At 69.4% G+C, this 23,291-nt stretch carries 25 protein-coding genes; 11 read left to right on the top strand and 14 right to left on the bottom strand.

The window, feature by feature from the left end; all coding sequences use genetic code 11:
- Positions 1–151: 151 nt before the first annotated feature.
- Positions 152–1,669 (bottom strand): LCP family protein, encoded by a 1,518-nt coding sequence (locus tag PKD89_RS06895; protein WP_289011955.1) that lies wholly within the window; start codon positions 1,667–1,669, stop codon positions 152–154.
- Between the two features lie 113 nt (positions 1,670–1,782).
- On the opposite strand from PKD89_RS06895, the gene PKD89_RS06890 reads away from it, so the two are divergent.
- Positions 1,783–2,961 carry a Coenzyme F420 hydrogenase/dehydrogenase, beta subunit C-terminal domain gene (locus tag PKD89_RS06890; RefSeq protein WP_287379582.1) on the top strand — a complete coding sequence of 393 codons (1,179 nt, stop codon included), beginning with the start codon at positions 1,783–1,785 and terminating at the stop codon, positions 2,959–2,961.
- 36 nt (positions 2,962–2,997) lie between these two features.
- Here PKD89_RS06890 and PKD89_RS06885 read toward each other — a convergent pair whose 3' ends face one another.
- Entirely contained in the window at positions 2,998–3,408 is a 411-nt protein-coding gene (locus PKD89_RS06885; RefSeq protein ID WP_289011957.1) for a hypothetical protein, read from the bottom strand.
- A gap of 88 nt (positions 3,409–3,496) precedes the next feature.
- Positions 3,497–4,252, bottom strand: a complete 756-nt coding sequence (locus tag PKD89_RS06880) for a uracil-DNA glycosylase (protein WP_289011958.1) — start codon at positions 4,250–4,252, stop codon at positions 3,497–3,499.
- An 83-nt stretch (positions 4,253–4,335) separates the two neighbouring features.
- Between PKD89_RS06880 and PKD89_RS06875 the strand changes: the two genes are divergently transcribed.
- From PKD89_RS06875 to PKD89_RS06865, 3 genes are read left to right on the top strand one after another with little or no spacing between them, the layout of a single operon-like run.
- Positions 4,336–5,058, top strand: a complete 723-nt coding sequence (locus tag PKD89_RS06875; protein WP_289011959.1) for an MSMEG_4193 family putative phosphomutase — start codon at positions 4,336–4,338, stop codon at positions 5,056–5,058.
- The gene (locus PKD89_RS06870) at positions 5,055–5,576 is read left to right on the top strand and encodes a DUF3090 family protein (protein WP_289011960.1); all 522 of its coding nucleotides are present in this window, start codon (positions 5,055–5,057) and stop codon (positions 5,574–5,576) included. Before PKD89_RS06875 ends, PKD89_RS06870 begins: the two co-directional genes overlap by 4 nt.
- A 12-nt stretch (positions 5,577–5,588) precedes the next feature.
- Positions 5,589–6,326 carry an SCO1664 family protein gene (locus tag PKD89_RS06865; protein WP_289011961.1) on the top strand — a complete coding sequence of 246 codons (738 nt, stop codon included), beginning with the start codon at positions 5,589–5,591 and terminating at the stop codon, positions 6,324–6,326.
- Positions 6,327–6,501: 175 nt separating this feature from the next.
- On the opposite strand, the gene PKD89_RS06860 is transcribed toward PKD89_RS06865, so the two are convergent.
- Positions 6,502–7,482, bottom strand: coding sequence for an electron transfer flavoprotein subunit alpha/FixB family protein (locus PKD89_RS06860; RefSeq protein WP_289011962.1), 981 nt, complete (start codon positions 7,480–7,482; stop codon positions 6,502–6,504).
- A gap of 10 nt (positions 7,483–7,492) precedes the next feature.
- A complete protein-coding gene (locus PKD89_RS06855) occupies positions 7,493–8,275 on the bottom strand; it encodes an electron transfer flavoprotein subunit beta/FixA family protein (protein WP_287379589.1) in 783 nt (260 codons plus the stop codon).
- A gap of 118 nt (positions 8,276–8,393) precedes the next feature.
- Here PKD89_RS06855 and PKD89_RS06850 point away from each other — a divergent pair, with 118 nt between their 5' ends.
- Positions 8,394–9,452: a diacylglycerol/lipid kinase family protein gene (locus tag PKD89_RS06850; protein ID WP_289011963.1), complete on the top strand. Its 1,059-nt coding sequence runs from the start codon at positions 8,394–8,396 to the stop codon at positions 9,450–9,452.
- Here the strand turns inward: PKD89_RS06850 and PKD89_RS06845 are convergent.
- On the bottom strand, positions 9,358–10,095 hold the full coding sequence (locus PKD89_RS06845) for a glycerophosphodiester phosphodiesterase (protein WP_324332331.1): 738 nt from the start codon (positions 10,093–10,095) through the stop codon (positions 9,358–9,360). The two genes, PKD89_RS06850 and PKD89_RS06845, sit on opposite strands and share 95 nt — an antisense overlap.
- 356 nt (positions 10,096–10,451) lie before the next feature.
- On the opposite strand from PKD89_RS06845, the gene PKD89_RS06840 reads away from it, so the two are divergent.
- A complete protein-coding gene (locus tag PKD89_RS06840; RefSeq protein ID WP_287379592.1) occupies positions 10,452–10,742 on the top strand; it encodes a WhiB family transcriptional regulator in 291 nt (96 codons plus the stop codon).
- Here the strand turns inward: PKD89_RS06840 and PKD89_RS06835 are convergent.
- Genes PKD89_RS06835 through PKD89_RS06820 form a run of 4 tightly spaced genes read right to left on the bottom strand, consistent with a single transcriptional unit; the run spans position 10,739 to position 14,670 of the window.
- Positions 10,739–12,271, bottom strand: coding sequence for a sensor histidine kinase (locus PKD89_RS06835; RefSeq protein WP_289011964.1), 1,533 nt, complete (start codon positions 12,269–12,271; stop codon positions 10,739–10,741). The two genes, PKD89_RS06840 and PKD89_RS06835, sit on opposite strands and share 4 nt — an antisense overlap.
- A 5-nt stretch (positions 12,272–12,276) precedes the next feature.
- A complete protein-coding gene (locus PKD89_RS06830) occupies positions 12,277–13,452 on the bottom strand; it encodes an ArsA family ATPase (protein WP_287379594.1) in 1,176 nt (391 codons plus the stop codon).
- Positions 13,452–14,432 (bottom strand): ArsA family ATPase, encoded by a 981-nt coding sequence (locus PKD89_RS06825; RefSeq protein WP_287379595.1) that lies wholly within the window; start codon positions 14,430–14,432, stop codon positions 13,452–13,454. The genes PKD89_RS06830 and PKD89_RS06825 overlap by 1 nt, the downstream gene beginning before the upstream one ends.
- 7 nt (positions 14,433–14,439) lie before the next feature.
- On the bottom strand, positions 14,440–14,670 hold the full coding sequence (locus PKD89_RS06820) for a DUF3107 domain-containing protein (protein WP_287379596.1): 231 nt from the start codon (positions 14,668–14,670) through the stop codon (positions 14,440–14,442).
- 129 nt (positions 14,671–14,799) lie between these two features.
- Here PKD89_RS06820 and PKD89_RS06815 point away from each other — a divergent pair, with 129 nt between their 5' ends.
- The 3 genes from PKD89_RS06815 (at position 14,800) to PKD89_RS06805 (ending at position 16,606) form a co-directional block, all read left to right on the top strand.
- A complete protein-coding gene (locus PKD89_RS06815) occupies positions 14,800–15,906 on the top strand; it encodes a D-cysteine desulfhydrase family protein (RefSeq protein WP_289011965.1) in 1,107 nt (368 codons plus the stop codon).
- A gap of 98 nt (positions 15,907–16,004) precedes the next feature.
- Positions 16,005–16,298 (top strand): ribbon-helix-helix domain-containing protein, encoded by a 294-nt coding sequence (locus PKD89_RS06810; RefSeq protein WP_287379598.1) that lies wholly within the window; start codon positions 16,005–16,007, stop codon positions 16,296–16,298.
- A complete protein-coding gene (locus tag PKD89_RS06805; protein WP_287379599.1) occupies positions 16,295–16,606 on the top strand; it encodes a type II toxin-antitoxin system PemK/MazF family toxin in 312 nt (103 codons plus the stop codon). The genes PKD89_RS06810 and PKD89_RS06805 overlap by 4 nt, the downstream gene beginning before the upstream one ends.
- Positions 16,607–16,644: 38 nt before the next feature.
- Here PKD89_RS06805 and PKD89_RS06800 read toward each other — a convergent pair whose 3' ends face one another.
- Complete coding sequence (locus tag PKD89_RS06800; RefSeq protein WP_287379600.1) at positions 16,645–17,799, bottom strand: Mrp/NBP35 family ATP-binding protein; 1,155 nt, start codon at positions 17,797–17,799, stop codon at positions 16,645–16,647.
- A gap of 140 nt (positions 17,800–17,939) precedes the next feature.
- Here PKD89_RS06800 and PKD89_RS06795 point away from each other — a divergent pair, with 140 nt between their 5' ends.
- Entirely contained in the window at positions 17,940–19,076 is a 1,137-nt protein-coding gene (locus PKD89_RS06795; protein ID WP_287391679.1) for a cysteine desulfurase family protein, read from the top strand.
- Positions 19,077–19,224: 148 nt separating this feature from the next.
- Here PKD89_RS06795 and PKD89_RS06790 read toward each other — a convergent pair whose 3' ends face one another.
- The 3 genes from PKD89_RS06790 to PKD89_RS06780 all read right to left on the bottom strand — a co-directional run bounded on the left by PKD89_RS06790 (position 19,225) and on the right by PKD89_RS06780 (position 22,271).
- Entirely contained in the window at positions 19,225–20,082 is an 858-nt protein-coding gene (locus PKD89_RS06790; protein ID WP_287391678.1) for a thioesterase family protein, read from the bottom strand.
- 198 nt (positions 20,083–20,280) lie between these two features.
- Positions 20,281–21,189 carry a CoA ester lyase gene (locus tag PKD89_RS06785; RefSeq protein ID WP_287379603.1) on the bottom strand — a complete coding sequence of 303 codons (909 nt, stop codon included), beginning with the start codon at positions 21,187–21,189 and terminating at the stop codon, positions 20,281–20,283.
- Positions 21,189–22,271, bottom strand: a complete 1,083-nt coding sequence (locus tag PKD89_RS06780; protein ID WP_289011966.1) for an HpcH/HpaI aldolase/citrate lyase family protein — start codon at positions 22,269–22,271, stop codon at positions 21,189–21,191. Before PKD89_RS06780 ends, PKD89_RS06785 begins: the two co-directional genes overlap by 1 nt.
- A 367-nt stretch (positions 22,272–22,638) precedes the next feature.
- Between PKD89_RS06780 and PKD89_RS06775 the strand changes: the two genes are divergently transcribed.
- Positions 22,639–23,247 (top strand): class I SAM-dependent methyltransferase, encoded by a 609-nt coding sequence (locus PKD89_RS06775; protein WP_289011967.1) that lies wholly within the window; start codon positions 22,639–22,641, stop codon positions 23,245–23,247.
- Positions 23,248–23,291: the final 44 nt, after the last annotated feature.

The following is a 23,291-nucleotide window of genomic DNA, read 5'->3' as shown; positions in this document are numbered from 1 at the left end:
ACCCCAACTCGGGAGCCCGAACAACCGCCAGACGGTCACCTGCACTCCCCAGTTCGCACATGGGTGGCACCTGCACTCCCCAGTTCGCAGATGGGTGGAGCCGGGCTCGCCTTCGGGCGGGATGGTTGGAGGGCAGTTGGGATGCCCCGGGTCAGGGGCAGGCCACGCCGGGCGGGGGGTCACCGATGGCGACGCCGACCGGATCCGGGGCGGGCGCCGATTCGACGGCGGGCGCCCCGGTCGAATCGGCAGCGCCACCATCACCGAAATTCGAGTCCGAGTCCGAATTCGAGTCCGGTCCGTCATCGGGAGCCGAAATCCCGGTTGGCCCGGTCTCGGCGGGAGCATCGTCCGGGCGGTCGAAGCGGTTGAAGTCGGTGCCGATCACCAGCTGGAGCTCCCCAGCACCGATCGAATCGTCCTCGACCAGCTCGACCGGGGTGACGAAGTACCGCTCGGCCAGCTCGGCCAGCTCCTTGGATTGGGGTCCGTACCGGATTTCGGACGTGTCGGTCGTCCCCCCGGGAGGATTGCCGACGCCGGTCGACACGAACCCAAAGCGCTCGAACTCGGTCGCCAGCATCGTGGCCAGGCCGTCGCGGCCGGTGCCGTTGAGGAGCTCGAAGGACACCTGCTCGGGCTGCGGTCCGGCAGCGGCCGCAGCACCCTGGGGGGCATCGCCCCGGAACGGGGCCAACACCGCCGGCGCAGCCGCCTCGTCCAGCATCTGCACCTGGGCCCCCGAGGGCATCGTGCGGTCGGTCGTCGGCACCACCGTGGTGGCCAGGTCGTCGGGCGAGAAGTCCTGGAACCGCTTGCCGAGGGCGATCAGCGTGCGCAGCGACAGGTCCTGGTCGAGCGTGACCGTCTCGGTCAGCGTCGTTCCGAGGGTGTCGAGCGCCCCGATGTCGGTCAGGTTCAGCTGGGAGACCTGACCGAGCGCCCGCCGCATGAAGATCTGCTGGCGGGTGACCCGGCCGAGGTCGCCGGTGGGGTCGGTGGCCCAGGAGCCGTCGGGCTTCTGGTATTCCAAGTGACGGGCCCGTGAAAACGCCAGGGCCTGGTAGGGGTCGAGCGTGATGCACCCCGCCTGCTCGATGTTGAGCCCGGAGTTGGTGTCACGCACCGGCGACGAGGCGTAGATCGGCACGCCACCGACCGCCTCGACCAGCCGCTGGAACGCGATGAAGTCCACCTCGACGTAGTGGTTGATCGGCACCCCGAGGTTGGCCTCCACCGCGTCGATGACCGCTTGGGGACCGTCGTTGTAGGCGGCGTTGATGCGGTGTCCCTCACCATCGATCTGTACCCACAGGTCGCGGGGCACCGACAGGACCGATGCCGCCCGCTTGGACGGGTCGATCCGCACGACCATAAGGGTGTCCGAACGGTGGCCGGTCTGGTCCTCGCCTGTGTCGAGAAACGCCCCGGCGCCGGCTTCGTCGGCGCCGATGCCGTCCCGGGTGTCCGATCCGACGACCAGGTAGTTGCTCGGCCCCTCCTTGGAGACCGCAGCGAGGTCCACGTCCACCCGGTCGACGTTGCCGTAGCGGCCCCAGGCCCACGTTCCGAGGGCACCGACGAGCAGCGCCAGCGTGATCACGCCGCCGCCCAGCACCATGCGCCTGCGGCGATAGTCGGGCTGTGGGCGGGAGGACCTGGTGGGCATGACGCTGACACTCCGGGAGGGGTTGGCCGAGACCGGCGATCCCCACGGGTCGTCGAGGGTGAAGCACACAATATCGGTGGGGATCGCTCAAGTGGCGGCAGTAGGATTGCGCGATGGTTGCCACCGCCCCCGAAGCCGCACCTTCGACGAACGCCCCGGCCAAGCCACCCCGCTGGACCCACCAGTGGAAGGAGCTCAAGGCCGAGGTGATCGACACGAACCTGTGCACCGGCTGCGCCGGCTGCGTCATCGCCTGCCCCCACGACGTGATCGGCTACAACCACGAACAGGGGGGTTACCGGCCCTTCCACCTCGAGGACGAGTTGGGCCCGGACGACTGCATCCACGGCCAGAAGGGCTGCACGTCGTGCACCCGGGCCTGTCCCCGGTTTCGGGCCTGGGAGCCGCAGGCCAACGAGCACCTCTTCGCCCGGGAGCGCACCGACGACGAGGTCGCCGGGATCTACCAGGACATCGTGTTGACCCGGGCCAGCGACGAGACCGTGCTGAAGAACGGCCAGGACGGCGGCCTGGTGTCGGCCATCTTGTTGTGGGCGCTCGAGCACGACTACATCGACGCTGCGCTGGTGAGCTACCTGGAGGGCGACGCCAACAGCTGGGTGGCCAAGCCGGGCGTCGCCGCCAACCGCGAGGAGATTTTGGAGGCCGCCGGAAGCCGTTACACCTATTCGGCCAACACCCTGGCGATGGACGAGGCGCTCGAGGCCGGCCACGAGCGCCTGGCGCTGGTCGGCATGAGCTGCCAGAGCTCGGTGCCGCCGGTGATGTGGAGCCGCAAGGTGGGCAAGATCTCCAAGCCGATCAAGTTCAACCTGGGCCTGCTGTGCTCGAAGACCTTCGACGACGCCATCTTCGAGGAGCTCTTCTGGCCCAAGTACGGGCTGGCCCGCAACAGCATCGCCAAGATGAACATCAAGGGCGTCTTCCAGATCTGGACCAACGATGGCACCTACCGGGAGATCCCGCTCAAGGAATGCCACGCCTGGACGCGTGAGGGCTGCAACCACTGCCCCGACTTCGCCGCCGAGCATGCCGACATCTCGTGTGGCGGCATCGGCGAGAACGCCGACTGGACGCTGACGATCGTCCGCACCGACCTGGGCCGGGAGATCATGTCCCGCATGATCGCCGACGGCACCCTGGAGTCGCGTCCGGGTGACTCCGATCCCGGGGCCATCGCCCTGATGCGCCGGCTGGCCGAGAACAGCAGGGCCCGCTGGCCGACGAGCGCTGCGCCAGAGGTCCGCCTGGGCCTGCCCACCAAGAAGTAGGTGCGGGCGGTGCCGCCCGGCTGACCCCGGGCGGGATCAGCCCAGCGTGGTGGTGGTCTTGTCGCCCTTGGCGGTGGTGGTGGGCCCGTCGGCCTTGTTGTCGAGGCAGGAGTCGAAGGCGGCCTGGATGCCGGACGGCACCTTGATCTGGCGGCCCTCTTCATCGGCGGTTTGCTGGTCCTTATCGAACTTGGAGAACTCGCCCCACTTGACGGTCTTCTCCAACTTGGTCCACACGCAGCGGCAGTACTCGGCAGAGCCGCCGTCCTTGCAGCCGACCATGAAGTTCTCCTCGGCGCGCTCGTTGTAGTTGGTCGGAACGTCGGCGCAACCGGTTATCACGAGCAGGCCGACCGCGAAGGCGACGGCGGACAGGCGGCGCAGGGAGTGACGCGACCGGCCGGCGGGGCGAGCGGAGGGTCCGACGGGGCGAGGGGGTGTAGGCACGGCCGTGGAGCGTACCAGCGGGTTGAGCAAAGGCCACTTCGACCGGCGCAGACGACGGCGCACAAGGAGCGTCGAACGAGGAGGACCGTCAGTCGTGAGGTGTCAGGCCCGCGAGATGGCGGGCCCTGGCGAACGTAGCGTCCAACATGTCCTCGGTCAGCCGTCCGGTGAAGGTGTTTTGCTGGCTGACGTGGTAGCAACCGAGCAGGATCGGCCTGGGCGACCCCGCGTCGGTTGATCCAGGGCCGGGTGAGGCGGCATCACGGCACACCGCCACTTCGACGCCATGACCAAAGCGGGGGCGGGGCCTCACGTCGTAGAGCCGGCTGAGCACCGAAAACCCGAAGCCACCCAAGGCGACGACGACCGACAACCGGGGCAACGCAGCCAACTCCCGGCTGAGGAACCCGACGCAGGTGTCCCGCTCGACGATGGTGGGCTTGTTGTCCGGTGGGGCGCAGTGCACCGGCGACGTGATCCAGACGTCCGACAGCACCATGTCGTCATCCCGAGACGTCGTCTCGGGCTGGCTGGCGAAACCGGCCCGCCACAACGCCCGGTAGAGCCACTCCCCCGACCGGTCGCCACAGAACATCCTGCCGGTCCGGTTGGCCCCGTGGGCCGCCGGGGCCAACCCCACCACCGCCACCGAGGCCAGCGGGTCCCCCCAGCCGGGTACGCCTCGGCCCCAGTACTCCTGGTCGGCGTAGGCGGCACGCTTCTCGCGGGCGACCCGCTCGCGCCACTCGACCAGCCGAGGACACGCCCGACACTGCGACACCTCGTCGGCGATTGTCGCCAAGGTGCGGGCAGCCTCGGCCTCGACGTCGGGGGTTGGATCCATATCAAGCCAGCTTGCCACCCCGAACCCGTAGGCAATATGACCGAGTCGTTGGGATCGCTGCCCGGCAGTATCCTGACGTCGAGATGACCCCCCAACCTTCCCGCGACGCCAGCGCCGATGCGGCGACCAGCGACCCCCCGACCGCCGCCGAGCCCACCGCAGACGCGGACCACGGAACGAAGCACACGTTGGTGCTGCTCGTCCGTCACGGGTTGACCGAAAGCACCGGTAGCGTGCTGTACGGGCGAACGCCAGGCAACAACCTGTCCTCGGCCGGGCAGGCCCAGGCCGAGGCGGTCGCCGAGCGCATCGCACCCCTGGGAGACCGGGTCCGTTTCGTCGTCTCCTCGAACATCGAGCGCACCCAGCAGACCGCCGCTCCGATCGCCTCGGCCCTCGGGTTGGAGGTGGCCTCCGACGATCGGCTGCTCGAGGCCGACTTCGGCGAATGGACCAACCAGAAGCTCGACGAGCTGCGCAAGCTGCCCGACTGGCCGGCGGTGCAGAACCATCCCTCGACCTTTCGCTTCCCCGGCGGCGAGTCGTTCCTCGAGATGCAGCACCGCATGGTGAACGCCGTCACCCGCTGGGCGGAGCGTGCCGCCGGCGGAGCGGTTGTGCTCGTGTCCCACGCCGACCTGATCAAGACCTTCGTCGCCTTCGCTGCCGGCACCCACCTGGACGAGTTTCAGCGCCTGGTGATCAGCCCCACTTCGGTGACCCCCATCGTGCTGGGCGCCTCCACCCCGATCGTGTTGGCGGTCAACTCGACCGGCGGCGACCTGACCGCGCTGGCGCCGGCATGAGCGACGAGTTCGAAATGTTCGACCAACCAGACGACTTCCTGCCCGGCTCGGTGGGCGAACCGGGCAATCGGGTGTTTTACATGCAGGCCCGCGACGGCCACCGGGTGACGTCACTGCGCTGCGAGAAGGAGCAGGTGCTGGCCCTGGCCCAGTTCCTGATGCGACTGGTCGGCGACGACGGACCCGTCGAGCCGCTGGGCGAGCTGATCGAGCCGGTCACCGAGAGCTTCGTCGTCGGCAACCTGCTGGTCTCGGCCGAGGACGCCGACGGATCGGTCGTCGTCGTCGCCGAAGAACTGGTTTTCGTCGACGAGGATGACGACGGCCTGTTCCTCGATGAGCCCTCCTTCGACGACGCAGCGACCGAGCCCAGGGAACTGCGGATCCGGATGAGCGCCGCCGCCGCTCGCGGCTTCGCCCAGCGGGCCGGACGGCTCATGGCGGGAAGCCGACCGATCTGCGAGCTGTGCGGGCGTCCGATCGACCCCGATGGGCACGCCTGCCCTCGACTGAACTAGAGCTGACCGGGCGTGGACGAGATCGAGCTGCGCTCCACGCTGGAGCCCGACGACCCCGCGACGGTGACGGCGCTGCGCACCGGCGAGATCGACGTTCTCGGCCGCATGCCGTGGAGCTCCAACGGAACGTTCCTCGTGCGGGTCCACGCCGGCGACGACGAGCTGACCGCCATCTACAAGCCGGAGCGGGGCGAACGGCCGCTGTGGGACTTCCCGGCCGGGTTGTGGCGGCGCGAGCGGGCCGCCCGGCTGCTCGACGAGGCGTTGGGGTGGCGTTTCGTACCGCCGACCGAGGTGCGCCACGATGCGCCACTTGGTGTGGGCACGCTGCAGTTCTTCGTGCCGAGCGACCTCAACGTGACCGCGTTCGACCTGGTCGGCGAGGAGCGTTTCGACGCCAACCTGGCCCGCGTGGCCGCCTTCGACGTGGTGGCCAACAACACCGACCGCAAGGCTGGCCACTGCCTTCCCGACGGCGACGGGCGCGTTTGGGCCATCGATCACGGGCTGTGCTTCCACGCCGAGGAGAAGCTGCGGACCGTGCTCTGGGACTACGCCGGCCAGCCGCTCGAGGGCGAGCTGCGCAGGCGCCTGGCCGCCTTCTCGGTCGCCGACCTCGATCCGGAGTTCGGCGAGCTGCTCTCCGGCGAGGAGCTGAACGCCGTCGTCGATCGAGCCCAGCGCCTGGCGCTGGTAGGTGTGCTGCCCAGTGATCCCAGCGGGCGTCGCTACCCCTGGCCGCTGATCTGACCCACCGCCGGTGCTGCGCCCAAGGGGGCCGGCCCGCTACTGAACCAGCGCCCCGCTTGGCGACGACGGTGCCGACCGTTCGGGGCCGCCCCGACCGTTCGGGGCCGCACGCGGCGACGAGCGGGGTCTCCCCCGCTCGCCGTCGACTTCACATGAGGTTGTTGACCAGATCGCCTCAGCGGCTCTGGATCGCCTCGATCAGCTTGGGCAGCACCTTGTGCACGTCGCCCACGATGCCGAGGTCGGCGACCGAGAAGATCGGCGCTTCGGCGTCCTTGTTGATGGCGATGATGTGCTTGGCGCCCTTCATGCCCACCAGGTGCTGGGTGGCGCCGGAGATGCCCGCTGCGATGTACACGTCAGGCTTGACGACCTTGCCGGTCTGGCCGACCTGGTAGCTGTAGGGCACCCAACCGGCGTCGACGATCGCTCGCGAGGCGCCGGGGGCGGCACCGAGCAGCTTGGCCAGGTCTTCCACCGCCTGAAACTTCTCGGCGTCGCCCATGCCACGGCCGCCGGCGACCACGATGGCGGCGTCGTCGAGCGACGGCCCCTCGGTCTCCTCGACGTGGATGTTGGTCACCTTGGCTGCACCGACGGCACCCAGCTCGGGCACGGCCAGCGCTTCCACCGTGGCGGCGTCGCCGGAGGGCGACTCGGCTGCGGCGAACGACTTGGGGCGCACCAGGAAGATGCCGGGGGTGGACCCGGTGAACTTGGTGGTGACGTTGGTGTTGCCACCGAAGACCGGCTCGACGCCGACCAGGGCGCCATCGACCTCGTTGAGCTCGACGATGTTGGTGATGACCGGGGCATCGAGGCGCACCGACAGGCGGGCGGCCACATCGCGGCCGTCGTAGCTGGTGCCGAACAGGATGGCGTCGGGCGAATCGGCCGCGATCGCGTCGGCCATGGCCGCTGCGAGGGGCGGGCCGGGCAGGCGGCCGGTCAGGTCGCCGGTCGCCAGCACCTTCGAGGCGCCGTGGGCGCCCAGGGTGGCGGCGAGGGAGTCGCCGGAGCCACCGACGACGGCAACGACCGTGTCAGCGAGCTCGGAGGCCTTGGCCAGCAGCTCCAGGGTGGTGGAGGTGGGCTCGCCGTGGCCCTCTTCGGGCTGGGTGAGGTCGGTATAGACCCAAATGGTTGAAACAGACATGTCCAGCTCCTCAGATGATCTTCAGGTTGGCGAGGTAGTCAACGACCGACTGGAAGGCTTCGCCCTCGTCCTCGATGATTTCGCCGGCCTCTCGGGCGGGGGCCTTGGCGATGTCGATGATTTCCTGACCGGCACCGGCCCAGCCCACCTGCGAGGCGTCGAGCCCCAGGTCGGCGACGGTCAGGTTCTCGACCGGCTTCGACTTGGCGGCCATGATGCCCTTGAAGGATGGGTAGCGGGGCTCGACCACGCCGGCGGTCACCGAGACGACCGCTGGAAGCGGGCACTCGACGTCGTTGAAGCCGGCCTCGGTCTGGCGACGGACTTTGACGGCACCGTCACCCACTTCGACCTCCTTGGCAAAGGTCACCGAGGGAAGGTCGAGCACGGCGGCGAGCTGCTCGGGAACGGTGCCCGTGTAGCCGTCGGAGCTCTCGGTGGCGGTCAGGATCAGGTCCGCGCCCTCCACGCGCTTGGCGGCGGCGGCGAGCACCTTGGCGGTGGTCAGCGCATCGCTACCGGCGAGCGCTGGGTCGCTGATGAGGATGGCTTTGGCGGCGCCCATCGCCAGCGCAGTGCGCAGCCCGGACACCTCCTCGTTGGGGGCCATCGAGATCAGCGTGACCTCGCCCTCCCCGGCGTTGTCCACCAGCTGCAGCGCCATTTCAACGCCGTAGCTGTCGGACTCGTCGAGGATCAGCTTGCCCTCGCGCTTGAGGGTTTTGGTTTCGGGATCCAGATCCCCAGGCTCAGCCGGGTCCGGGATCTGCTTGACGCAGACGACAACGTTCATGTGCGCCAGTCTGCCAACAGGGCGACCCCCGAACAAAACCGGGCGGGCTCCCCCCACCCGTCCCGGCGTCGCTCCTTGAGCACTGGGCACCGGGCCAGGCCCGGTAGCTTCGGGCGCCTTGAAGATCCTGCTCATCGCCAACTCGACCGCCTCGTCGGTGACCGCCCGCAAGCGCGTCGTCATCGCCAAGCTGCTCTCCGGCGCCCACGACGTCAGCGTCGCCCTCACCGAGCGGCGCGGCCACGCCACCGAGCTGGCCCGCGCCGCGATCGTCGACGGCGTCGACATCGTCGTCGCCCTCGGCGGCGACGGCACGCTCAACGAAGTGGCCAACGGGCTGGTCGGCAGCGACTGCGCGCTGGCGGTGCTGCCCGGCGGATCGACCAACGTGCTCGCCCGCACGCTGGGACTGGCCGACGACCCGGTCCAGGCGTGCCTGCAGCTGCTCGACGCCCTCGACCTTGGGCTGATCCGGCGGGTGTCCCTCGGCCGGGTCGACGCCCTCACCCCCCTCGAACCCGGCAGCGACCTGGGCGGGCGAGGGCCTGCATCGACCATCACCGAGGCGCCGCGCTGGTTCACCTTTCACCTCGGTATCGGTTGGGACGCCGCCACCGTCGCCGAGGTGGAACGGCGGGGAGCGCTCAAGCGGTACCTCAACCACGTGCTGTTCATCTACGCAGGGCTGACCGCATTCTTCCGTGACACCGATCGAACCTCGCCGTGGCTGCGCGTCGACGTGGACGGTGAGATCGTCGAGGGGTGGCAGTGCCTCGTCCTCAACTCCAACCCCTATACCTACGTCGGTAGCCGGCCCTTCGATGTCGACCCGCAGGCCACGCTCGACGCGCTGCCCACGCTGGTGGTCGCCACCCGCTTCGGGGCAGGCGACCTGCTGAGCCTGTCAGGGGCGGCGCTGCGCGGCGGCGGCCTCGCCGACCACCCCTCGGTGAGATTGTTTCGGGAGTTCTCCGAGGCGCGTGTGGAGGCGCTGCGTTCCCTTCCCTGGCAGGTCGACGGCGACTACCTGGGCGAGGTGGGCGGGATGGAGCTCAGCGGCCGACGCGACGCGCTGTCGCTGGTCACCCCGGGGCCCCAGCGTCCCCGCCGTCCAGAACCCGGTCGACGAAGCCGGCGGCGGCGAGGTGTGCCCGCATGGCTCCGGGGTGGTCGGTGATCAGCGCGTCGACGCCCAGGTGGGCAAGGTTCACCGCATGGTCGAAGTCGTTCACCGTCCAGGTCCACACCTCCAGGCCCCGATCGGCAGCGGCTGCGATCAGTGACTCGTCGACCTCGGGGTACCACGGGTTGTATGAGGTGCAGCCCAGCGAGGAGGCCACATCGAGGGCCAGATCCGGACGGGGCACGCCCATCGTGAGGTAGGCGGTCGGGTGGCCGACGCCCATCTGGGTCAACAGGACGAGGATGTCGAGGTCGAATGACGACAGCACGAAGCGCTGGGTCGCCGGCCGCCGGGCCAGGTCGTCGAGCACCAGCTCGAGCGTGGCGATGCGCCGGGCGAGCTGCTCGGACGCTTCGTCGGACTTCACCTCAACGTTGACGACGCCGGGCGCCACCTCCAGGGCCGCCGGCAGCGACTCCAGCGGGGCCAGCTTGCGAAGGGCGGCAGCGCTGGTGCGGTCGATGCGGGTGCCGTCGCCGAGCTCACGGTCGTGCGACAGCACCAGCTGTTGATCGGCGGTGAGGCGGACGTCCAATTCGACGCCGTCGGCGCCCTGTTCGCCGGCTTCGATGAAGGCCGCCAGCGTGTTCTCCACCCGATCACCCGATGCGCCGCGATGGCCGAGTATCAGCGGCATGATCGGCCCGGTCGGCTGGGGCCCCGGCGACGGCGCCTCCACAGGGTTTGGCCTCGCGGCGGTCGGCTCTGCGAGGGTGGGGACACTGGTCGAGCGATCGGGTTTGGTCACGGTCGCTACGCTTGCACAACTCGGCGCGACCCGACCCACACACCACGTGGGTGACCGAAGTCACATTTCACTTTGTGAAACTTTTCCTTTACAGCTCTGCCACTTCTGGATAGGTTGCTGAGCGCCCACTCAGTACATCCCCTCGTGGCTGCGCCAAACCCCCGGCGCTGCCAGCGAAACATTGTGCTGTCGACTTGCCAAGCGCGCGCCTTGTGCGCGCACCCGTGCATACCCGGAGGACAAACATGGCCCTGACGCTCAAGCCCGGCAGCTTCACCGACACCGACAACTGGCGTTCGACCGCTGCGTGTCGCGACACCGACCCCGATCTGTTCTTCCCGATCGGAACCACCGGGCCGGCCATCGAGCAGATCGACAGCGCCAAGGTTGTGTGCGACGCCTGTGACTCCAAGGTGCAGTGCCTTGAGTTCGCGCTGGCCACCAACCAGGACTCGGGCATCTGGGGCGGAACCTCCGAGGACGAGCGCCGCAAGCTTCGCCGCCAGTGGGTCGCCGCCCGCCGGCGCGCCAGCTAGCCACCCCCGAGGTGCATCACCGGTAGCTCCTGGGTGGGGTCGTCCCCACTCGGAGCACCCAGGTCCGGCACCTCGACGACGACCACGGCCCTCGTGCCCGGTTCGTCGGCCTCCGCTCCCCCACCCCACGCCTGATGCCGGGGACCGATCTCGATCGTGCCGCCGAGTTCCTCGGTGACGAGCGACGACACGATCGACAGCCCCAGACCGCCGCTGCTCGGATCGATGCTCCCGTCGACGCCGACCCCGTTGTCGACCACCTTCATGTGCAGCTCGGCTCCGCTTCGGTCGAGCGTCACCCACACCCTCGCCTGGGCTTGGCCCTCCTCCCCCAGGTTGGGGAAGGCGTGGTCGAGCGCGTTCTGGATCAGCTCGTTGACGATGATGGCCAGCGGCGTCGCCACGTCGGACGGCGCTCGCCCAGCGGTGCCGGCCAGCCGTATTTTCACGTGGGCGCCGGTGACCTGATCCATATTGCGAACGATCGCCGCCACGATCTCGCGCAGGTCGACGTCGTCGCGGTGTTCCCGACTGAGCAGCTCGTAGACGACCGAGATCGCCTGGATCCGCTGCACCGACTCCTGCACGGCGCGGATCGCCTCCGGTTGGGAGATGCGCCGGCCCTGCAAGCGGAGCAGCGAGGAGATCGTCTGCAGGTTGTTCTTCACCCGATGGTGGATCTCGCGGATCGTGGCGTCCTTGCTGAGCAGCAACAGGTCGAGCTGGCGGATCTCGGAGACGTCACGCAAAAACACGACCGCCCCGGTCACCTCGGCGCGCACCAACAGCGGCAAGACCTCGAGATCGATGACCACCGGACCGACAGCCACCTCCTCCGAAGTCGGGCGCTTGGTACGAAACGCCAGACGGGTGGCCAGCTGATCGAGCCCCGCCTCGGCCAAATGGGTGGAGCGCATCTGGCCCTCCACCCCGGCACGGTTGAGCGCCGAAGTGGCGTTGGGCGAGGCGAACTCCACCCGTCCGTCGCCGTCGAGCAGGATCAGGCCGTCCCCGACCCGTGGCGGCTCGCGCGGCACCCGGTCCTCGGGGCCCGGTGGATAGGGAAAAGAGCCCGCGGTGATCATCCGGGCCAAGCGACCGAAGATCGCCTGGTAGACGCGCTCCAGTTCCCCCGGTTGGCGACGGGGCGGAGGCGCCTGCTCGCTGGACATCACGGCGACCACCTCGCCGCGCCAGGTCACCGGGGTGGCCTGAACCGCCACCCAATCTTCGAGTTCCTCGACGAACAGGTCGCCGCGCTCGATCCGACCCGTTCGCCAGGCCCGATCGACCAACGGCCGCTCCGCAGCGCTGGCCCACACCCCCACCAGGTCGGACTCGTAGATCGTCTGGCCGGTGGTCGGCCGCACCTGGGACCGAACGAGATAGCCCTTGCCGGCCCGGACGTACAACAACAGGTCGGCGAAGGACAGGTCGGACAACACCCCCCACACAACCGCCAGGCGACGCAAATGATCCTCGACCGGATCGCTGGGCACCCGCGCTTGGTCGCCCGGGGCCTCGGGCACCTCGCTTAGGCGGGGTTCTCGTCCCACAGTCGTTTCCCGAGCCGCACCAGGCCGGCGATGTCGGTGATGTCCTCGGTGAAGTAGGGCACAGAGGCGACCGTGCCGGCGCCGACGGCCAACCGATCGCGCTCCTCCGCCTCGCGCCCGGCAACCAGCTGGAACCGGAGGAAGTTCTCCCCCAACTCCGGCAGCATGCGCCCGAGCAGCGCTTGCCGGTCCTGCTCCAGGCCCAGCGCCTCGCCCAGCGGCTCGGCTCGCTCGGCACCGTGCTCGACCAGGTCGTGGGCGGTCACGGTCGAGGCCTGGTCGGTCAGGGTCGACGGCAGCGTCTTGTTGAGCACCAGCGCCCCGACGTCGTAGTTGCGTTTGTTCAGCTCGGCGAGAAAGTACTTGGCCTCCCGTGCCGGAGAAACCTCGAGCGTCGAGACGACGATGAAGCTGGTGTCGTCGGAGGCGAGCAGTCGGCTGACCGCCTCCGACCGCTCGACGAACCCGTCGTACATCGTCTGAAACAGGATGAAGAACTCGGCGATGTCCTGCAGAAACTGGCTGCCGAGGATGCGGTCCGCAACCGTGTAGAACGGCTTGGAGGCAAGGGTGAGCACCCGCGACCGGCTCGGCGCGATCAACCAGCGCAGCAGCCGGCTGGAGAAGAAGTCGGCCATGCGCTGGGGGGCATCGAGAAAGTCGAGCGCGTTGCGGGTCGGTGGGGTGTCGACGACGATCAGGTCGTAGCGCCCCGAGGAGTGGATCTCGTAGAGCCGCTCCATCGCCACATAGTCGTGGCTCTGCACGAACCGCGAGCTGATGTTGGCGTACAGGGGGTTGGCCAGGATGGCGTCGCGGGTCTGAGCGTCGGGGGCATGCCGTCGCACCAGGTCGTCCCAGCTCTCCTTGGTGTCGAGCATCGCCGCCCACAGCTCGCCGGTCGGACGGACGCCGGCCCCCTGAAACGCCTCGTCGGGCACCCGGCTTTCGACGTTGCCGAACTGTTCCAGGCCCATCGCATTGGCCAGACGGCGTGCAGGGTCGACGGTGATGACCAGCACCTTCAGCCCCAGGGTGGCGGCCGCCATCGTCGCCACCGCTGCGGCGGTCGTCGTCTTGCCGACGCCACCGGACCCCGCCGAGATCAGGATCTCCCGACCCGACGCCAGGTTGCGAATGCTCGAGCCGGCCATCAGACGAGCTCGTCTTCGAGAAGGCCGGCGATGGCGTGGGTCGCCCGGGTGCCGTGGGTGCGGATGAACAACATCGGCAGGTTGAGCAACGGCACGCCTTCGGGCAGCCCGGCCCGTAGGCGCTTGAGGTGCGGCACGCGCGAGCGTCGCAACCCCACCGCCAGCTCGGCGGCCTCGACCACTCCGTCGAGCCCCGCCAGCGTGGTGGCGCCGGACCCCGATGCCACCTTGGGTTGAGCAACCGGCTGATCGGCGCCGCGCACGGCTGTGGCCAGCTCGTCGAAGAGCTCCTGCTCGGCCCGGCCGAACAGCTCGGGCAGCACCCGATTGGCCACGACGGCCGCCAGGTCGATTTCGGTCTCGGTGCCGAGCCGCCCGACCAGCTCCAGGGTTTCGTTCACCGGCATCTCCTCGGGGGTGGCCACGACGACCACCCCGGTCGTAGCGGGGTCCTTGAGCAGGTCGATCATCCACGCCGTCTGGGCCTGCACCACGCCCACGCTGATCAGCTCGCCGAGGGCGACCGGCGAGGCCAGCTGTCCGACGACGTGACCGGAGGCCGACGCGTCGACGACGACCAGGTCGTAGTTGCGCTCGCGCACCTCGTAGGCGATCTTGCCGACCGTGAGGATCTCCTTCACCCCCGGAGCGGCGGTGGCGACAAAGTCGAACATCTTCGCCACCGGTCCCAGCCGGGCGAGCAACGGCAGCTTCAGCTGCAACTTGAGGTACTCCCGCAGCGACTCCTCGGTGTTCATCGCCATGGCGTACAGGTTGGGCTGCACCTCGGTCGGTGCGAACTCCAGGGGGCCAACCCCGTAGAAGTCGGCCAGGTTGCCTTTGGCGTCAACCTCGCACACGAGGGTGCGTTTGCCCTGGCGCGCCCCGAGCAGCGCCAGGGCCGAGGCGACCGACGTTTTGCCTACCCCGCCCTTGCCGGTGACGAACAACAGCCTGCGATCGAGCAGTGGGATGTCCACCGGGTGATTAGCTCGAGAACCCGATCGAGCGGCCGCCCGTGTCGCGGCCCATCTCGAGGTAGGCGATCTTGGCCACCGGCACGGCGACCTCTCGGCCCGAGGTATCGGTCAGCCACAGCACGCCGTCGCCGGCGGCGACCGCTTCGTCGATCCGGTCGTGGATCTCGTCGCGCAGGTTGTCGTCGACGGTGAGGTCCAGCTCGCGTGGGGCCTGGGTCACTCCGATACGAATGTCCACTGAATACTCCTGAAGGTCGTCCGAGGCAGGCAGTGCCGCCGACGGCTCATGCTACGTGGCGTCGCCGTCGGGGCCGATTCGTCACCGGGGAGCTGACCCGAGGGAGCGCGTGCCTGCGAAGATGGAGCGATGTCGACCGACCCCACCAGCACCGAGCCCCTCGCCAACGAGCCCGGCACCACCGACCGGACCTCCACCGACGCCGATGAACGGACCGCAGCGCAGGTGATCGACGACGCCCGGGCCCAACTGGCGACCTACCCCCGCGAACACCTGGCCACGCTGCCCACCCCGCTCGAGCCGTGCGAGCGGCTGAGCGAGGCGCTCGGCGGACCGGAGATCTGGATCAAACGCGACGACTGCACCGGCCTGGCGATGGGCGGCAACAAGGTGCGCAAGCTGGAGTTCCTCATGGGCCAGGCGCGGGCCGCCGGAGCGGCGCGGGTGGGCACGTTCGGGGCGCTTCAGTCCAACCACGCCCGTCAGACCGCCGCCGCCGCCAACGCCCTGGGGCTGGGGTGCGACCTGATCCTCAGCGAGATGGTGCCCCGCGTCGACGGCGACTACCAGACCAACGGCAACCAGACGCTTTTTCGCATCCTGGGCACCCCGGTCCACCGGGTGAGCGACGATCAGGACACCGCCGACGCAATCAGCTCGGTCGAGGAGGCAGCGGCGGAGGCGGGCGAGATCGTCAGCTGGATCCCCACCGGCGGGTCCTCACCGGTCGGTGCGCTGGGCTACGTCAACGCCGCAATCGAACTGGTCGAGCAGGCGGTCGAATCCGAGATCGGGTTCCACCGCATCGTCAGCGCCACCTCGACCGCCGGCACCTACGCCGGGCTGCTCGCCGGCATGGACCTGCTGGGGGCCGGAACCGCGGTGACCGGCTTCGACACCTACGAGGGCGCCGCCCGCTCCCGGGCCGCCGCCCGCACGCTGCTCGATGCGCTGGGGCCGATGCTCGACCGCGAGCCGGTGCCCGAGGGCACGGTCGACATCCTCGACGGCTACTGCGGCGACGGCTACGGCATCCCGACCGCCGAGGCCACCGAGGCGATCGAGTTGTTCGCCCGCACCGAAGGCATCCTCCTCGACCCCGTCTACAGCGGCAAGGCTGCCGCCGGGCTGATCGACGTCGTTCGGCGGGGCCTGATCGGCGACGACGAGCGGGTGCTGTTCCTCCACACCGGCGGAGCCCCTGGCCTCTTCGCCTACTCGGGCGAGTTCGCCTAGGCGGCGGCGCCCTGAGGGCTTGGCCGACCGTCCACGGCCGCCCTGAACTCTCCTGCCGGGCCCTTCCACCCGGCCGGCAGTAGGGCTATCATTGGGCTATGTCTCGGACGCAGACGATGGTCCAGCTCAACGACGATCTCGTCGAACGCCTCGACGTCGAGGCCAAAAGGGCCGGCCAATCCCGCTCGGCGTTCATCCGCCAGGTTCTCTCAGAGCGCCTGGCCGAGCTGGATACCAATGCCAAGATCGAGCAGTGGGTTGAGGGTTACCGCCGCATCCCGCCCGGCACCGTCGACGAGTGGGGCGACCTGGAGGCGGAGGCCGACGATGCTGGTCGTCGAATGGCCCGGGATCTCGACGAGGAAGAACGGCGGGCCGGCTTTTCATGGTGAGACGTGGCGAGGTCTGGTGGTTCGAGCCTCCACGAGAGCGGCCTCGCCCTTACCTGATCCTCACCCGCAGCCAGGCCACGCAGGTACTCACGCGTCTTGTCGCCGTGCCCTGCACCGGAACCATCCGAGCGATCCCCACCGAGGTACGGCTGGGCCCGGACGATGGCATGCCCCAGGAGTGTGTCGCCACGCTCGACAACCTGAGACTGGTTGAGCGGGGCTACCTGACCCAGCGAATTACCGCACTGTCGAGCGATGCCATGGCCCAGGTGTGCCAGGCCCTGTCGTTCGCAACCGGGTGCGACTGACGCCCGGCCGTCCAGGGCACCATTCGCCATCAGGCGGTCTAGAGAATTTTGAGCTCCGGGTGGGTACGTCGGGTGGGGGCCAACTCGGTGTCCACACGAGCCGCCAGGCTCTCGAACACCTTCGACGCCTCGGAATCGGGGTCGACCGCCATGATCGGCCGGCCGTGGTCGCCGCCCTCTCGAAGCTTCGACACCAACGGGATCTGGGCGAGCAGTGGCACCTCAAGCCGATCGGCCAGTTCCTGGCCACCTCCGGCACCGAAGAGCTCGTAGCGCTTGTTGTCGTCGCCGGTGAACCAGGACATGTTCTCGATCACGCCCTTCACCTCGAGGTTGACCTTGTGGCTCATGAACGCGCTGCGCTGGGCGACCCGCTGGGCCGCCTGGTTGGGCGTGGTCACCACAAAGACCTCGGCCCGGGGGAGGAACTGGGCCAACGACAGCGAGATGTCACCGGTGCCCGGCGGCAGGTCGACGAGCAGGTAGTCGGGCTCGTCCCAGTACACGTCGGTCAGGAACTGCTCCAGCGCCTTGTGCAGCATCGGGCCGCGCCAGATGACCGCCTGGTCTTCTTGGGCGAAGAAGCCCATCGAGATGCACGACACGCCGTTGGCCACCGGGGGCACGATCATCGAGTCGATCACCGTAGGTGGCTGCTCGATGCCCAGCATGCGTGGGATCGAGAAGCCCCACACGTCGGCGTCGAGAATCCCCACCTTCTTACCCATGTTGGCCAGTGCGATCCCCAGGTTGGTCGTCACCGAGCTCTTGCCGACGCCGCCCTTACCCGAGGCGATCAGCAGCACGCGGGTGCGGTTGCCCGGCTGAGCGAAGGAGATCGCACGGCCCTCGGCGTGGCCGTGGCCCTGCTGGCTGCCTGCGGTCGCCGCCGGATCGCCCTGCAGCTGCTCTCGCAGCGCCGCCCGTTCGCCGTCGGTCATCGAGGTGAACTCAAGCTTCAGCTCATCCACGCCGGCCAGCGAGGTGACCGCCTCGGACACGCGTCGCTGAATCTCGGCCTTCAGCGGGCAGCCGGGGATGGTCAAGGCGATCAGTACCGAGACAACCGGCAGCTCGATCTGGATGTCGCGAACCATGTTGAGGTCGACGATCGAACGGTGCAGCTCGGGATCCTCCACGGGCCGCAGTGCCTCGATGACGTCGTCGCGGGTAATGGGAGATGCTGGAGCCATAGGGGCCAGTCTCCCCTTCCTGGGCGCGATCCGCCAGCAGGGCCGCAGCCGCCCGCGTCCGACGACGCGCCGTCCGGTCGACGAGCCGCTCCTAGACTGCGATCCACCATGGCAAATGTGACCGATCCCACGATGGCCACGTGAGCGCCCCTCGGGCCTACCTTGACGGAGCGTCGACCCAGCCACTTCGCCCCGAGGCCCGTGCCGAGCTGATCGAGGCGTGGGCCGAACCCGCGGGCGACCCGGGGCGTATGCACACCGAAGGCATGGAGGCCCGGGCCCGGCTGGAGTGGGCCCGGGAGCGGGTGGCGACGGCGGTCGGGGCCCGCAGCCGGTCGGTCGTGTTCACCTCGGGCGGCTCTGAAGCGATCGCCGCAGCCGCCTACGGCGCCACCGAGCGGGGCCCACACTCGGTGGCCGCCGCGGTCGAGCACTCGGCAGTGCGCTCCTGGGCCGAGCGGGGCCCGGTCACCTGGGTGGACGTCGACCGGTCGGGTCGCGTCGATACCGAAGGGCTGCTCGACGGGGTGAACGCATCCACATCGGCTGAGCCCACCGGCCTGGTGCACCTGCAGTGGGCCAACCACGAGGTGGGTACGCGCCAACGGGTCGCCGAGGTGGTCGCATCCTGCCGCGAACGGGATGTGCTGTGCCACATTGACGCATGCGGGGCGTTGGGACACGACCCGATCGCCTTCGACGACCTGGGCGCAGACCTGATGTCGGTCTCCGCCCACAAGCTGGGCGGACCGCCCGGCATCGGCGCCCTGCTCGTGCGTCGCGGACTGCGTCTCGACCCGCTGATCGTCGGTGGCGACCAGGAACGGGCGCGGCGGGCAGGCATGGAGGCGGTCGGTCCGGCCTGCGGGTTTGCTGCCGCTCTCGAGGCCGCAACGGCCGACCTGGACGACAGCGCCCGCTTCGCCCGCACCCAGACCGACCGGGTCATCGCCTGGGCCGAGGGCACCGAGGGGGTCAGGGTGCTCGGCGATCCGGTCGACCGGCTGGATCACCTGGTGTGCCTGGGGTTCGACGACGTCGAACCCCAGCCGTTGCTGATCGGCCTCGACCAGGCCGGCGTGGCGGTGCACTCCGGCTCATCCTGCGCCACCGAGGGCCTGGAGCCCTCACCGGTGCTCGCCGCCATGGGCGTGGACGACCAGCGTTCGATGCGGGTCTCGCTCAGCTGGTCGACCACCGTCGCCGACGTCAGCGCGTTTCTCGACGCCGCGCCCGAGGTGCTCGGCTCGCTGCGCTCCCTGCGCGCAGGCACCTAACGTCGATCGAGGTGCCGGCCGCGAACTCCGACGTGTCGGGCGGGCAGCAGGGCGGTCAGCGGGCTGATGACCACCGACCTCAGCGAGGAGTCCGCTCAAGCCGCGAGCATCGGCGCCCGGTGGTGGCCCTGCCGGCGCAGACGGCGACCTACAACCCGGACGGAACGGTGCCGGTCGGGCGGGGCACCAGTGCCAGCTGACGACCCTGGGCGACCAGGTGACCTTCGGAGTCCCAGATCTCGCCGTCCTCCTCCAGCAGGCCGTCGGTGACGAAGCGGGTGGTGAACGCGCAGGCGAGCCATCCCGGGGCCGGACGACGCCGGACGTGCACGGTCAGCTCGAGGGTCGGCGTCCATCCAACCGGAAGATCGAGGTTGAAGATCGTCGGGGGAAAGGCGTCGATCGCACAGGTCAACGCGATGGCGTCCATCGGCTCGCCGTTGCGCAGGCGGAACCATCCCCGAATTCGTGCCTCACCGGTCGGCTCCCCGCGGAAGAACCCGATGTCCTCGGGGTGGAGGCGCTGCTCGACCCGGGTGGCGAACGATGGCGGCTGCTGGATCGCCACGGCGGCCGCTGCCTCGGCCCGGTCGGGGTCGCCCGCGCAGTCTTCCGGCGGCGGCAGGTCGGGCGGCCCGCCGTCCACCCAGCTGGCGACCTCGATGTTCCCGGGCCCACCGCCCGGCTCGCCGAAGGTGCCCAGCGCCGTCAGCACCGGACGCCCCGCAGCGGACAGCGTGGCCGTCGCTGTGGCGAAGCGCCGTCCCTCCCGGATCACGGTCGTGTCGATGTCGAGCCGACCGGGCTGGCCGGGCGACAGGTAGTGGGCGGTCAGGCTCACCGGCGCGGGTCGGCCGGTCGCCGCCACCAGCGCCCGGGCGGCGATGGCGAGCAGATACCCGCCGTTGGCGTTGCCGCCGATGTCCCACCCCTCGGCGATCTCGGCCCGATACCGGCCCGGACGCTCGCCTGGTTCAACCGCGGTGGCTCGCTCGAATTCGCCCATGGTCGGCCACGCTAGAAGACGGTCTCGACGCGACGCTCCGACGGTGGGCCATCCTCGACGCGAACTCTGCTGCTATCGCGCGCTCTACGACGTTTTAGCGGCAGAGTTCGCCAACGGCGGCGCTCAGCCCGGCTCGTCTCGACCAACACGCAAGGTTCACCCCTCGCGGGATGGTCGGAGAGCGAGCGGCCGAGTTCGCTACCCGCCGGCGGCGGCGATGGCGTCGGCCATCGCCAGCACGCGCTGGGCGTTCTCCACGTGCAGGTTCTCGATCATCCGACCGTTGACCGTCGCCACGCCACGACCCTCGCGCTCGGCGGCCTCGAACGCCTCGATGATCTCCCGCGATGCGGCGATCTCGTCGTCATCGGGGGCGAACGCGGCATTGGCGGCTTCGAGCTGCCCCGGGTGGATCAGGGTCTTGCCGTCGAAGCCCATCTGGGCCCCCTGGCGACACTCGGCGGCAAACCCCTCCAGGTCGCGCACATCGTTGTACACGCCGTCGAGGATGACCTTGCCGGTGGCCCGGGCGGCGAGCAGGCACAGGCCCAACCCGGTCAGCAGTGGCTGGCGACCGGGCACGTGCTCGGCGTGCAACTCCTTGGCCAGGTCGTTGGTGCCCATCACCAGGACGGTCAGGCGCTCGGATGCCGCAGCGATGTTGGCGCAGTCCAGCATCGCCTGGGGCGTCTCGACCATCGCCCAGATCTTCGTGTGATCGGGCGCGCCACCCGAGACAAGGCCGGCCTCGATCGCCGCGACGTCGGCGGGCGAGTTCACCTTGGGCACCACGACGGCGGCGGGGCCCGCCCCTGCCGCTGCCGCCAGGTCGTCGGCGTGCCAGGCGGTGTCCAGCCCGTTGACCCGGATGGTCAGCTCACGACCGCCGTAGGCGCCGGAGGTGACCGCATCGACCACCCGGTCGCGGGCCTCTGCCTTGGCGTCGGGAGCCACCGCGTCCTCGAGGTCGAGGATCAGCGAGTCGGCGGCCAGGCCCTGGGCCTTCTCGAGCGCCCGGGCATTGGCGCCGGGCATGTACAGCACCGACCGGCGCGGGCGCAGGGCTGCCGATGACGAACCGGCCTGTGACGAACCTGCCTCGCCCATCAGTTCGACCCCCCGCCCATGACGGCATCGGTCGCCGCCTGGTAGCTGGCGGCCAGCTCCGGGTCGTTGGCGCTGAGCGCCTCTGCCAGCTCGACGACCACCTTGCACTGCTTGACGGTGGCGTCGTCCTGCATCTTGCCGTCGATCATCACTGCACCGGTGCCGTCACCCATCTGGTGGATGACGTTGCGGGCCCAGGCCACCTCGGAGGGCTCGGGCGAGAACACCTTCTTGGCGATATCGATCTGCACCGGGTGCAGCGACCACGAGCCGACGCAGCCCATCAGATAGGCGTTGCGGAACTGGTCCTCGCAGGCGACCGTGTCGCGGATGTCGCCGAACGGCCCCCAGTACGGGAAGATGCCATAAGTGGCGCAGGCATCGACCATGCGGGCCATCGTGTAGTGCCACAGGTCCTGCTGGTAGCTGGGACGGGGCGCCTCGGCATCGTCGGGGTCGGGGTCGGCGCGCACGACGTAGCCCGGGTGCCCACCCCCGACGCGGGTGGTCTTCATGCGCCGGTCGGCCGCCAGGTCGGCGGGGCCCAACGACAGCCCCTGCATGCGAGGGCTGGCGCCGCAGATCTCCTCGACGTTGGCCACGCCTCGTGCGGTCTCGAGCAGCGCGTGGACCAGGATCGGCCGCTCCAAGCCCGCCTGGGCCTCGAGTTGAGCGAGCAGGCGGTCGATGTAGTGGATGTCCTCGGCGCCCTCCACTTTGGGCACCATGATCACGTCGAGCTTGTGCCCGATCGCCGGAACCAGGCGGGTGAGGTCGTCGAGGCACCACGGGGAGTCGAGGCTGTTGATGCGGGTCCACAGCTGCGTGTCACCAAAGTCGGTGGCCAGGGCGATTTCCACCAGCCCCTCGCGGGCCGCCTCCTTCTTGTCCGCCGAGATCGCATCCTCGAGGTTGCCCAGCAACACGTCGGCCTTCTTCGCCAGCTCCGGCACCTTGGCCGCCATCTTGGCGTTGGATGGGTCGAAGAAGTGGATCATTCGAGACGGGCGGGCGGGCACCTCTCGGATCGGCGTCGGCGCGCCGAGGGCGAGCGGACGGAAGAAATCCTTGGGGGGTTGCATCGAAACCTCCGGGTCGTCGAGTCACTGACCATACCGGCACGGCCGGGTGACCTGGAAGCCGCTTGCGGCGCTCGACGCGGCGACCCCGGAAGGAGCCGGCCGCCCCGAAATGTGCCGTGCGTTGTCTGCCCGCGACCGATCGCATGTGGGTTTTCACTGTTTCCGCCTTGTCTCCGCGGGTACTCAGCCCCACGGAGACGACAGAGTGGAACGGCCGGTGAGCCCGAGCGAACCGCCGAGGACAACAGAACGATGAGCGGACTATGACGATGCAGCCGAGTAGGGGGGACGGGACCGAAGCCACCCGTCGGGGGGCGATGTTGTGCCCTTCGAATCGAGCGGGAAACGAGCGGGCAGGTTTGGTCGTTTGAGCACCGCCACCTTGACAACCAGCACCGGCCAGCGGGTAGCCCTCAATGCGCAGCGCTGGTGGGACGACTGCTCGGCCGTCGATGAGAAGCTGCTGTCGCTGGCGGTCGGCCCCGTTCTCGACGTTGGGTGCGGGCCGGGCCGCCTGGTCGCCCTGCTCGCCCAACGGGGCATTGAGGCGGTAGGCATCGACGTGGCCCCCGGAGCGGTCGAGTCCACACGCCATCGTGGCGGCGACGCCCTGGTGCGATCGGTTTTCGAGCCCCTGCCCAACGAGGGTGGATGGCACACCGCCCTGCTCTTCGATGGAAACGTGGGCATCGGCGGGGATCCGGAGCAGCTCTTCGACCGCCTTGGCAGCGTGCTCGCACCCGGCGGGACGATCGTGGCCGAGCTCGAGGGCCCCGGCAGTCGGCGCCGGAGGGACCTGGTGCGCCTCGAAGGCCAGGCCGGCACGAGTGGCTGGTTTCCCTGGGCCTGGCTCGGCGTCGACGACGTCGAGGCCGCCGCCGCAACCGCTGGGCTGGTCACCACCTCCCACCATGCGATCGAGGACCGCCATTTCGTCATGCTCTCGATGCCGGCGGCGCCGAGGATTCTTCGCTGAGTGCCGGGCCTTTCGGGCGCTCGGTGTGGAGTCTGGACTGATAC

It is taken from the genome of Candidatus Neomicrothrix sp., from assembly GCF_035329545.1.
In the GTDB taxonomy this organism is placed as follows: Bacteria; Actinomycetota; Acidimicrobiia; order Acidimicrobiales; family Microtrichaceae; genus Microthrix; species Microthrix subdominans.
This window is presented reverse-complemented; position numbering and strand designations above follow the sequence as displayed.

Excerpts from the sequence above, each read along its gene's own strand:
- PKD89_RS06895 (WP_289011955.1), bottom strand. The coding sequence starts at position 1,669 with ATGCCCACCAGGTCCTCCCGCCCACAGCCCGACTATCGCCGCAGGCGC.
- PKD89_RS06890 (WP_287379582.1), top strand. The coding sequence starts at position 1,783 with ATGGTTGCCACCGCCCCCGAAGCCGCACCTTCGACGAACGCCCCGGCC.
- PKD89_RS06880 (WP_289011958.1), bottom strand. The coding sequence starts at position 4,252 with ATGGATCCAACCCCCGACGTCGAGGCCGAGGCTGCCCGCACCTTGGCG.
- PKD89_RS06875 (WP_289011959.1), top strand. The coding sequence starts at position 4,336 with ATGACCCCCCAACCTTCCCGCGACGCCAGCGCCGATGCGGCGACCAGC.
- PKD89_RS06870 (WP_289011960.1), top strand. The coding sequence starts at position 5,055 with ATGAGCGACGAGTTCGAAATGTTCGACCAACCAGACGACTTCCTGCCC.
- PKD89_RS06860 (WP_289011962.1), bottom strand. The coding sequence starts at position 7,482 with ATGTCTGTTTCAACCATTTGGGTCTATACCGACCTCACCCAGCCCGAA.
- PKD89_RS06855 (WP_287379589.1), bottom strand. The coding sequence starts at position 8,275 with ATGAACGTTGTCGTCTGCGTCAAGCAGATCCCGGACCCGGCTGAGCCT.
- PKD89_RS06845 (WP_324332331.1), bottom strand. The coding sequence starts at position 10,095 with ATGCCGCTGATACTCGGCCATCGCGGCGCATCGGGTGATCGGGTGGAG.
- PKD89_RS06840 (WP_287379592.1), top strand. The coding sequence starts at position 10,452 with ATGGCCCTGACGCTCAAGCCCGGCAGCTTCACCGACACCGACAACTGG.
- PKD89_RS06830 (WP_287379594.1), bottom strand. The coding sequence starts at position 13,452 with ATGGCCGGCTCGAGCATTCGCAACCTGGCGTCGGGTCGGGAGATCCTG.
- PKD89_RS06815 (WP_289011965.1), top strand. The coding sequence starts at position 14,800 with ATGTCGACCGACCCCACCAGCACCGAGCCCCTCGCCAACGAGCCCGGC.
- PKD89_RS06810 (WP_287379598.1), top strand. The coding sequence starts at position 16,005 with ATGTCTCGGACGCAGACGATGGTCCAGCTCAACGACGATCTCGTCGAA.
- PKD89_RS06800 (WP_287379600.1), bottom strand. The coding sequence starts at position 17,799 with ATGGCTCCAGCATCTCCCATTACCCGCGACGACGTCATCGAGGCACTG.
- PKD89_RS06790 (WP_287391678.1), bottom strand. The coding sequence starts at position 20,082 with ATGGGCGAATTCGAGCGAGCCACCGCGGTTGAACCAGGCGAGCGTCCG.
- PKD89_RS06785 (WP_287379603.1), bottom strand. The coding sequence starts at position 21,189 with ATGGGCGAGGCAGGTTCGTCACAGGCCGGTTCGTCATCGGCAGCCCTG.
- PKD89_RS06780 (WP_289011966.1), bottom strand. The coding sequence starts at position 22,271 with ATGCAACCCCCCAAGGATTTCTTCCGTCCGCTCGCCCTCGGCGCGCCG.